Annotated in this window: 7 protein-coding genes and 1 rRNA gene (1 of these 8 cut by a window edge); all 8 read left to right on the forward strand. The window is 45.8% G+C overall.

The annotated features are described in order from the left end of the window. Window positions 1–1,341: a chromosomal replication initiator protein DnaA gene (dnaA, locus tag U2H13_RS00005; protein WP_004392913.1), complete on the forward strand. Its 1,341-nt coding sequence runs from the start codon at window positions 1–3 to the stop codon at window positions 1,339–1,341. A gap of 184 nt (window positions 1,342–1,525) precedes the next feature. Further along, the gene (gene dnaN, locus U2H13_RS00010; RefSeq protein WP_014416704.1) at window positions 1,526–2,662 is read left to right on the forward strand and encodes a DNA polymerase III subunit beta; all 1,137 of its coding nucleotides are present in this window, start codon (window positions 1,526–1,528) and stop codon (window positions 2,660–2,662) included. Between the two features lie 134 nt (window positions 2,663–2,796). Next, window positions 2,797–3,012 (forward strand): ribosome maturation protein RlbA, encoded by a 216-nt coding sequence (rlbA, locus tag U2H13_RS00015; protein ID WP_004392910.1) that lies wholly within the window; start codon window positions 2,797–2,799, stop codon window positions 3,010–3,012. A 15-nt stretch (window positions 3,013–3,027) separates the two neighbouring features. After that, window positions 3,028–4,140, forward strand: coding sequence for a DNA replication/repair protein RecF (recF, locus tag U2H13_RS00020; protein WP_007409910.1), 1,113 nt, complete (start codon window positions 3,028–3,030; stop codon window positions 4,138–4,140). Between the two features lie 17 nt (window positions 4,141–4,157). After that, entirely contained in the window at window positions 4,158–4,403 is a 246-nt protein-coding gene (gene remB / locus U2H13_RS00025; protein ID WP_004392908.1) for an extracellular matrix regulator RemB, read from the forward strand. A 56-nt stretch (window positions 4,404–4,459) separates the two neighbouring features. Next, window positions 4,460–6,376: a DNA topoisomerase (ATP-hydrolyzing) subunit B gene (gyrB, locus tag U2H13_RS00030; RefSeq protein ID WP_014720600.1), complete on the forward strand. Its 1,917-nt coding sequence runs from the start codon at window positions 4,460–4,462 to the stop codon at window positions 6,374–6,376. A gap of 215 nt (window positions 6,377–6,591) precedes the next feature. Then, window positions 6,592–9,060 (forward strand): DNA gyrase subunit A, encoded by a 2,469-nt coding sequence (gene gyrA / locus U2H13_RS00035; RefSeq protein WP_376700610.1) that lies wholly within the window; start codon window positions 6,592–6,594, stop codon window positions 9,058–9,060. 297 nt (window positions 9,061–9,357) lie between these two features. Continuing rightward, window positions 9,358–10,000, forward strand: a 16S ribosomal RNA gene (locus U2H13_RS00040); it runs 907 nt beyond the window's last position.

The following is a 10,000-nucleotide window of genomic DNA, read 5'->3' on the forward strand; positions in this document are numbered from 1 at the left end:
ATGGAGAATATATTGGATCTTTGGAATCAAGCTCTAGCTCAAATTGAGAAAAAGCTAAGCAAACCGAGTTTCGAAACTTGGATGAAGTCGACGAAAGCCCATTCGCTGCAAGGAGATACCTTAACCATCACCGCTCCCAATGAATTTGCCAGAGACTGGCTGGAGTCCAGGTACTTACATCTCATTGCAGATACCATATATGAATTAACCGGGGAAGAATTGAGCGTCAAATTTGTCATTCCTCAAAATCAGGACGAAGAAGACTTTTTACCGAAACCGCAAGTGAAAAAAGCGGCAAAAGAGGAACCGTCTGATTTTCCCCAAAGCATGCTCAACCCGAAATATACATTCGACACATTTGTCATCGGATCGGGAAACCGATTCGCCCATGCAGCATCACTGGCTGTGGCGGAAGCACCCGCTAAAGCGTACAACCCTTTATTTATATACGGGGGAGTCGGCTTAGGAAAAACCCACTTAATGCACGCGATCGGCCATTATGTCATTGATCATAATCCTTCAGCCAAAGTGGTGTACCTGTCTTCTGAAAAATTCACAAATGAATTCATCAACTCAATCCGCGATAATAAAGCCGTTGATTTCCGCAACCGCTACCGGAACGTTGATGTACTTTTGATAGATGATATTCAATTTTTAGCCGGAAAAGAACAAACACAGGAAGAGTTTTTCCATACATTCAACACGCTTCATGAAGAAAGCAAACAAATCGTGATTTCCAGCGACAGACCGCCGAAAGAGATCCCGACCCTTGAAGACCGCCTGCGTTCGCGGTTCGAATGGGGATTGATTACGGATATCACACCGCCGGATCTGGAAACGCGGATTGCCATCCTGAGAAAGAAAGCGAAGGCGGAAGGCCTTGATATTCCGAACGAGGTCATGCTTTACATCGCGAATCAGATTGACAGCAACATCCGCGAACTGGAAGGGGCATTAATCCGGGTTGTCGCCTATTCATCCTTAATCAATAAAGACATTAACGCAGACCTGGCTGCAGAAGCATTGAAAGATATTATTCCGTCTTCAAAGCCGAAGGTCATTACGATAAAAGAGATTCAGCGGATTGTCGGACAGCAATTCAACATTAAGCTTGAAGATTTCAAAGCGAAAAAGCGCACGAAATCCGTCGCGTTCCCAAGACAAATTGCGATGTATCTTTCAAGAGAAATGACGGATTCTTCTTTGCCTAAAATCGGGGAAGAATTTGGCGGCAGAGACCATACAACCGTCATTCACGCCCACGAAAAGATTTCAAAACTGCTGATTGATGACGAGCAGCTTCAGCAGCAGGTGAAAGAAATAAAAGAACTGCTTAAATAATAGTGCCCTCGGATGAGTCGGGGAAAGTGTGAATAACTTTTTCATAGCCATACACAGTCTGTCCACATGTGGATAGGCTGTGTTTCCTGTCTTTTTCACAACTTATCCACAAATCCACAGGCCCTACTATTACTACTGCTATTTTTAAAATATATTAATTATATTATCCGTTAGGGGGATAAACATGAAATTTACGATTCAAAAAGATCGTTTAGTCGAAAGTGTACAAGACGTTCTAAAAGCCGTTTCATCCAGAACCACAATTCCCATTCTCACCGGTATTAAGATCGTCGCCTCAGATGAAGGAGTATCTTTCACAGGAAGTGACTCTGATATTTCAATCGAGTCATTCATTCCGAAAGAAGAAGATGATAAAGAAATCGTGACGATCGATCAGCCGGGAAGTATCGTGCTGCAAGCGCGTTTCTTCAGCGAAATCGTTAAAAAACTGCCGATGGCGACTGTTGAAATCGAAGTTCAAAATCAATATTTAACGATTATCCGTTCCGGAAAAGCCGAATTTAATTTAAACGGCCTTGATGCAGATGAATATCCGCATCTACCGCAAATCGAAGAGCATCACGCCATTCAGATTCCGACGGATCTTTTGAAAAACCTGATCCGCCAAACCGTGTTCGCTGTGTCCGCCTCAGAAACACGCCCTATCTTGACAGGTGTAAACTGGAAAGTCGAAAACGGTGAATTATTATGCACTGCCACGGATAGCCACCGACTCGCTTTAAGAAAGGCGAAGCTTGATATTCCGGAAGACAGCTCTTATAACGTGGTCATTCCCGGGAAAAGCTTAACCGAGCTGAGCAAAATTCTTGATGACAACCAAGAACTGGTTGATATCGTGATTACAGAAACCCAAGTTCTGTTCAAAGCGAAAAACGTATTGTTCTTCTCAAGATTGCTTGACGGAAACTATCCGGACACGACCAGCTTAATTCCGCAGGAAAGCAAAACGGAAATCGTCGTGAACACGAAGGAATTTTTACAGGCGATAGACCGTGCTTCTTTATTGGCGAGAGAAGGCCGCAACAACGTTGTAAAGCTTTCTGCCAAACCGGCGGATTCGCTTGAGATTTCATCAAATTCTCCGGAAATCGGAAAAGTGGTCGAAGCTGTGCTGGCTGACCAGATTGACGGCGAGGAATTAAATATTTCATTCAGTCCAAAATATATGATGGACGCACTGAAAGTACTTGAAGGAGCGGACATCCGTATCAGCTTTACGGGAGCGATGAGACCGTTTCTTATCCGTACGCCGAATGATGAAACCATCGTTCAGCTCATCCTTCCGGTCAGAACGTATTAATCAAACAGAATGTGCTGCCGGCTTAGTTCGGCAGCTTTTCTATTCATCAGCCGCTCCCTCAAGTTTTCCCTTTCCTTATTTCAGGATTTTTTAGTACAATTAGATATTAGTGATATTTGAAAGAGGTCGATATTATGGCAAATCCGATTTCGATTGATACAGAAATGATTACGCTTGGCCAGTTTTTAAAATTAGCCGATGTGATTCAGTCCGGCGGCATGGCGAAATGGTTTCTGAGCGAGCATGAGGTGACTGTCAACAATGAACCTGACAATCGCCGCGGCAGAAAGCTTTACGTTGGAGACGTGGTCGCGATTGAAGGATTTGGTTCATTTCAAGTCGTCAATTAAAGCGGGTGACAGCGGTTGTATATCCAAAATTTAGAATTAACATCCTACCGTAATTATGAGCGCGCTGAGCTTCAATTCGAAAACAAGGTGAATGTGATCATCGGGGAAAATGCCCAAGGCAAAACCAATCTGATGGAAGCCATCTATGTCCTTTCGATGGCAAAATCACACCGCACCTCAAATGACAAAGAACTTATACGGTGGGACGAAGACTATGCTAAAATAGAAGGAAGAGTGATGAAGCGCAACGGGGACATCCCGATGCAGCTTGTCATCTCCAAAAAAGGTAAAAAGGGCAAGGTCAATCATATAGAGCAGCAAAAACTCAGTCAGTATGTCGGAGCGCTGAACACCATTATGTTTGCCCCCGAGGATTTAAATCTCGTCAAAGGAAGCCCTCAGGTGAGGAGGAGATTTCTCGATATGGAGATCGGGCAGGTTTCTGCCGTTTATCTGTATGATTTATCTCTTTATCAAAAAATCCTTTCACAGCGGAATCATTTTCTGAAACAGCTGCAAAGCCGGAAACAGACTGACCGGACTATGCTTGACGTTCTCACTGATCAGCTGATTGAAGCAGCCGCAAAAGTTGTCGCCAAACGTCTGCAGTTTACGGCGCAGCTTGAAAAATGGGCGCAGCCGATCCATTCCGGCATTTCCCGGGGACTTGAAGAACTGACGCTTAAGTATCACACGGCGCTTGATGTATCAGATCCCAAAGATTTGTCGAAAATAGGTAACAGCTACCAGGAGTCTTTTTCGAAATTAAAAGAAAAAGAAATAGAACGAGGCGTCACATTATTCGGACCGCATCGGGATGATGTCCTTTTTTATGTGAACGGACGCGATGTGCAGACGTACGGTTCGCAGGGACAGCAGCGTACGACGGCTTTGTCTTTGAAGCTGGCCGAAATAGATTTGATTCATGAAGAAATCGGAGAATACCCCATTTTACTTTTGGATGATGTACTAAGCGAGCTGGATGATTACCGACAGTCCCATTTGCTTCATACGATCCAAGGCCGTGTGCAGACATTTGTCACCACGACAAGCGTGGATGGCATTGACCACGATACCTTACATCAAGCAGGAATGTTCCGTGTGGAAAACGGTACGTTAGTGAAGTGAAGAAATGAGGTGAGCGATTGTATATTCATTTAGGTGACGACTTTGTCGTTTCAACACGCGATATCGTCGGCATTTTTGACTGCAAGGTCAATGTATCGCCGATCGTTGAAGAATTTCTGGACAGACAGAAAGAAAAAGTAGTGCCGTCCGTAAACGGCACGCCAAAGTCTATCGTAGTCACGACTGAGAATATATATTACTCTCCCTTATCTTCCGGCACACTGAAGAAACGTGCGCAATTTATGTTAGAAATAGATTCTTAGCGGATCTTTACAATGAATATATCGTTTAAGAAAAGTGTAGGTGAATGTGCATGGCTATGGAACAGCAGCAAAATAGTTATGATGAGAATCAGATACAGGTATTAGAAGGTTTGGAAGCTGTTCGAAAGAGACCGGGGATGTACATCGGATCAACTAACAGCAAAGGCCTTCACCACTTGGTGTGGGAAATCGTCGATAACAGTATTGACGAGGCCCTGGCCGGTTATTGTACAGATATTAATATCGAGATTGAAAAAGATAACAGCATTACCGTTAAGGACAACGGGCGCGGAATTCCGGTCGGTATCCAGGAGAAGATGGGCCGCCCTGCGGTTGAAGTCATCATGACCGTTCTCCACGCCGGCGGTAAATTTGACGGAAGCGGATATAAAGTATCCGGCGGTCTTCACGGTGTAGGGGCGTCCGTCGTAAACGCCTTGTCGACTACTCTTGACGTTACGGTTCATCGTGACGGAAAAATCCACTATCAGGCGTACGAGCGCGGTGTGCCTGTGGCCGATCTTGAAGTGATCGGTGATACTGATAAGACCGGAACGATTACGCACTTCGTTCCGGATCCGGAAATCTTCAAAGAAACAACCGTATACGACTATGATCTGCTTTCAAATCGTGTCCGGGAATTGGCCTTCCTGACAAAAGGCGTAAACATCACGATCGAAGACAAACGTGAAGGACAAGAACGGAAAAACGAGTACCACTACGAAGGCGGAATCAAAAGCTATGTTGAGTACTTAAACCGTTCCAAAGAAGTCGTTCATGAAGAGCCGATTTATATCGAAGGCGAGAAAGACGGCATAACGGTTGAAGTTGCATTGCAATACAACGACAGCTATACAAGCAATATTTATTCTTTCACAAATAATATCAACACATACGAAGGCGGCACGCACGAAGCCGGATTTAAAACCGGTCTGACCCGTGTCATAAACGACTATGCAAGAAGAAAAGGGATTTTCAAAGAAAATGATCCGAATTTAAGCGGGGATGATGTGAGAGAAGGGCTGACTGCCATTATTTCAATTAAGCACCCTGATCCGCAATTCGAAGGGCAGACGAAAACCAAGCTCGGCAACTCTGAAGCGAGAACGATCACTGACACGCTGTTTTCTTCTGCGCTGGAAACATTCCTTCTTGAAAATCCGGACTCAGCCCGCAAAATCGTTGAAAAAGGTTTAATGGCCGCAAGAGCGCGGATGGCAGCGAAAAAAGCGCGGGAATTGACCCGCCGCAAAAGTGCGCTTGAGATTTCCAATCTGCCGGGCAAACTGGCGGACTGTTCTTCTAAAGATCCGAGCATTTCCGAGCTGTATATCGTAGAGGGTGACTCTGCGGGCGGATCAGCGAAACAGGGACGGGACCGCCATTTCCAAGCCATTCTGCCGCTGCGCGGTAAGATTCTGAACGTTGAGAAAGCCAGACTTGATAAGATTCTCTCAAACAATGAGGTCAGATCAATGATCACGGCCCTCGGAACAGGAATCGGCGAAGATTTTAATCTTGAAAAAGCGCGTTATCATAAAGTGGTCATCATGACGGATGCCGATGTTGACGGCGCCCACATCAGAACGCTTTTATTAACGTTCTTCTACAGATACATGCGGGAAATCATCGAAAACGGCTATGTCTACATTGCCCAGCCGCCGCTTTATAAAGTGCAGCAGGGAAAACGGGTGGAATACGCTTATAACGATAAGCAGCTTGATGAGCTGTTAAAAGAGCTTCCGCAATCGCCTAAGCCCGGCCTCCAGCGTTATAAAGGTCTTGGAGAAATGAACGCGACTCAGCTTTGGGAAACGACAATGGACCCTGCGACCAGAACGCTTCTGCAAGTCAATCTTGAAGATGCAATGGACGCTGACGAGACTTTTGAAATGCTGATGGGTGACAAAGTAGAACCGCGGAGAAACTTCATAGAAGCAAACGCCAGATACGTGAAAAATCTTGATATTTAACCAAGAAAGCCTTATTTTCGTTAAGAAATAAGGCTTTTTTCTCAAAGCGGCTTCTAAAGCCTCTGAAAACCCGCAAAACCCGTATATTCTACTAAATTAATGTGTATAAACACAAGTTTATTGATATAATGGAGAATAGTGAAATCGTATTGAAGATCATAATGGACAATCTACTCCCACATTATTTCATGTGATACTTCAGGGAGGTTTTTTTAATGAGTGAACAAAACACACCACAAGTACGTGAAGTCAATATCAGTCAGGAAATGCGGACATCCTTTCTGGACTATGCAATGAGCGTTATCGTATCCCGGGCGCTTCCGGATGTGCGTGACGGTCTGAAGCCGGTTCACAGACGGATTTTGTATGCAATGAATGATTTAGGCATGACCAGTGACAAACCATATAAAAAATCTGCCCGTATCGTCGGTGAAGTTATCGGTAAGTACCACCCGCACGGTGACTCAGCGGTTTACGAATCAATGGTCAGAATGGCGCAGGATTTTAACTACCGCTACATGCTTGTTGACGGACACGGCAACTTCGGTTCGGTTGACGGCGACTCAGCGGCCGCGATGCGTTACACAGAAGCGAGAATGTCAAAAATCGCAATGGAAATTCTGCGTGACATTACGAAAGACACGATTGACTATCAAGATAACTATGACGGTTCAGAAAGAGAGCCTGCCGTCATGCCTTCGAGATTTCCGAATCTGCTCGTAAACGGGGCTGCCGGTATTGCGGTCGGAATGGCGACAAACATTCCTCCCCATCAGCTTGGAGAAGTCATTGAAGGCGTGCTTGCCGTAAGTGAGAATCCTGAGATTACAAACCAGGAGCTGATGGAATACATCCCGGGCCCGGATTTTCCGACTGCTGGTCAGATTTTGGGCCGGAGCGGCATCCGCAAGGCATATGAATCCGGACGGGGATCAATCACAATCCGGGCTAAGGCTGAAATCGAAGAGACATCATCAGGAAAAGAAAGAATTATTGTTACGGAACTTCCTTATCAGGTGAACAAAGCGAGATTAATTGAAAAAATTGCAGATCTTGTCCGGGACAAAAAAATCGAAGGAATTACCGACCTGCGAGACGAATCCGACCGTAACGGAATGAGAATCGTCATTGAGATCCGCCGTGACGCCAATGCTCACGTCATTTTGAATAACCTGTACAAACAAACGGCCCTGCAGACGTCTTTCGGAATCAACCTGCTGGCGCTCGTTGACGGACAGCCGAAGGTGCTGAGCCTGAAACAATGTCTGGAGCATTATCTTGATCACCAAAAGGTTGTGATCCGGCGCAGAACGGCTTACGAACTCCGCAAAGCGGAAGCGAGAGCTCACATTCTGGAAGGTTTAAGAATCGCTCTCGATCATTTAGATGCCGTTATTTCTCTTATCCGCAGTTCCCAGACGGCTGAAATTGCGAGAACGGGTTTGATCGAACAATTCTCACTGACTGAAAAACAAGCGCAAGCCATTCTGGATATGCGCCTTCAGCGATTAACCGGTCTGGAGCGCGAAAAGATTGAAGAGGAATATCAATCACTTGTTGCGCTTATCGCCGAGCTGAAAGATATTTTAGCCAATGAAGAAAGAGTTCTTGAGATCATCCGTGAAGAACTTAATGAAATCAAAGAGCGTTTCAATGATGAGAGACGCACTGAAATCGTGACGTCCGGTCTTGAAACAATTGAAGATGAAGATCTTATCGAGAGAGAAAACATCGTCATCACACTGACCCATAACGGCTATGTTAAACGTCTCCCGGCGTCCACATACCGCAGCCAAAAACGGGGCGGAAAAGGCGTACAGGGAATGGGAACGAATGAAGATGACTTTGTGGAACACTTAATTTCCACATCAACGCACGATACGATCCTGTTCTTCTCTAATAAAGGGAAGGTCTACCGTTCTAAAGGATATGAAATCCCTGAATACGGCCGTACGGCAAAAGGCATTCCGATTATTAACCTTCTGGAAGTTGAAAAAGGCGAATGGATTAATGCTATTATTCCGGTCAGCACGTTTGATGAGGAGCAATACCTCTTCTTTACGACCAAACAAGGGGTGTCGAAACGTACGGCACTGTCCCAGTTTGCGAATATACGGAATAACGGGCTGATCGCCCTGGGTCTCCGGGAAGACGATGAACTGATGGCCGTCCGCCTGACTGACGGCAAGAAACAAATCATCATCGGAACGAAGAACGGTTTGCTGATCCGTTTCCCTGAAGAAGATGTAAGACAAATGGGACGCACAGCTGCGGGTGTTAAAGGCATCACGCTGACAGACGATGATGTCGTTGTAGGCATGGAGATTCTTGAAGAAGACTCCCACGTCCTCATAGTGACAGAAAACGGCTACGGCAAACGCACACCGGCTTCAGAATACAGAGTTCAAAGCCGGGGCGGAAAAGGCCTTAAAACATGTAAAATCACTGACAGCAACGGTCCGTTAGTAACCGTGAAAGCAACAAAAGGCGAAGAGGACTTAATGATTATTACGGCAAGCGGCGTGTTAATCAGAATGGATATTAATGATATCTCCACTACGGGACGCGTAACACAAGGCGTCCGTCTGATCCGCATGTCTGATCAAGAGCATGTAGCCACTGTGGCGCTTGTGGAAAAGAATGAAGAAGAGACGGAAGAAACGGAAGAAACGGAAGAAGTATAAACGAAAAAGCGCAGCTGTAACAGGCTGCGCTTTTACTATATAAAGAAATGAAAAAAAGCTTTGACACATAGCGATGATACTGATATAATTCTTTTTGTTGTCTTTTTAATAGAAAGGCAAGCCTAGCGAAAATATTTTTAAAAAAGTATTGACCTAGCAAACTGAAAATGTTATGATTAAGAGGTCGCTTCGAGAGAAGCAACAAAGTTCTTTGAAAACTAAACAAGACAAAACGTACCTGTTAATTCAAATTTTTAAATAAATCGCACAGCGATGTGCGTAGTCAGTCAAACTACTTTATCGGAGAGTTTGATCCTGGCTCAGGACGAACGCTGGCGGCGTGCCTAATACATGCAAGTCGAGCGGACAGATGGGAGCTTGCTCCCTGATGTTAGCGGCGGACGGGTGAGTAACACGTGGGTAACCTGCCTGTAAGACTGGGATAACTCCGGGAAACCGGAGCTAATACCGGATGGTTGTTTGAACCGCATGGTTCAGACATAAAAGGTGGCTTCGGCTACCACTTACAGATGGACCCGCGGCGCATTAGCTAGTTGGTGAGGTAACGGCTCACCAAGGCGACGATGCGTAGCCGACCTGAGAGGGTGATCGGCCACACTGGGACTGAGACACGACCCAGACTCCTACGGGAGGCAGCAGTAGGGAATCTTCCGCAATGGACGAAAGTCTGACGGAGCAACGCCGCGTGAGTGATGAAGGTTTTCGGATCGTAAAGCTCTGTTGTTAGGGAAGAACAAGTGCCGTTCAAATAGGGCGGCACCTTGACGGTACCTAACCAGAAAGCCACGGCTAACTACGTGCCAGCAGCCGCGGTAATACGTAGGTGGCAAGCGTTGTCCGGAATTATTGGGCGTAAAGGGCTCGCAGGCGGTTTCTTAAGTCTGATGTGAAAGCCCCCGGCTCAACCGGGGAGGGTCAT

It is taken from the genome of Bacillus sp. A1 (genome assembly GCF_042296235.1).
GTDB classification, from domain to species: Bacteria; Bacillota; Bacilli; order Bacillales; family Bacillaceae; genus Bacillus; species Bacillus velezensis.

Excerpts from the sequence above, each read along its gene's own strand:
- dnaA (WP_004392913.1), top strand. The coding sequence starts at position 1 with ATGGAGAATATATTGGATCTTTGGAATCAAGCTCTAGCTCAAATTGAG.
- dnaN (WP_014416704.1), top strand. The coding sequence starts at position 1,526 with ATGAAATTTACGATTCAAAAAGATCGTTTAGTCGAAAGTGTACAAGAC.
- rlbA (WP_004392910.1), top strand. The coding sequence starts at position 2,797 with ATGGCAAATCCGATTTCGATTGATACAGAAATGATTACGCTTGGCCAG.
- gyrB (WP_014720600.1), top strand. The coding sequence starts at position 4,460 with ATGGAACAGCAGCAAAATAGTTATGATGAGAATCAGATACAGGTATTA.
- gyrA (WP_376700610.1), top strand. The coding sequence starts at position 6,592 with ATGAGTGAACAAAACACACCACAAGTACGTGAAGTCAATATCAGTCAG.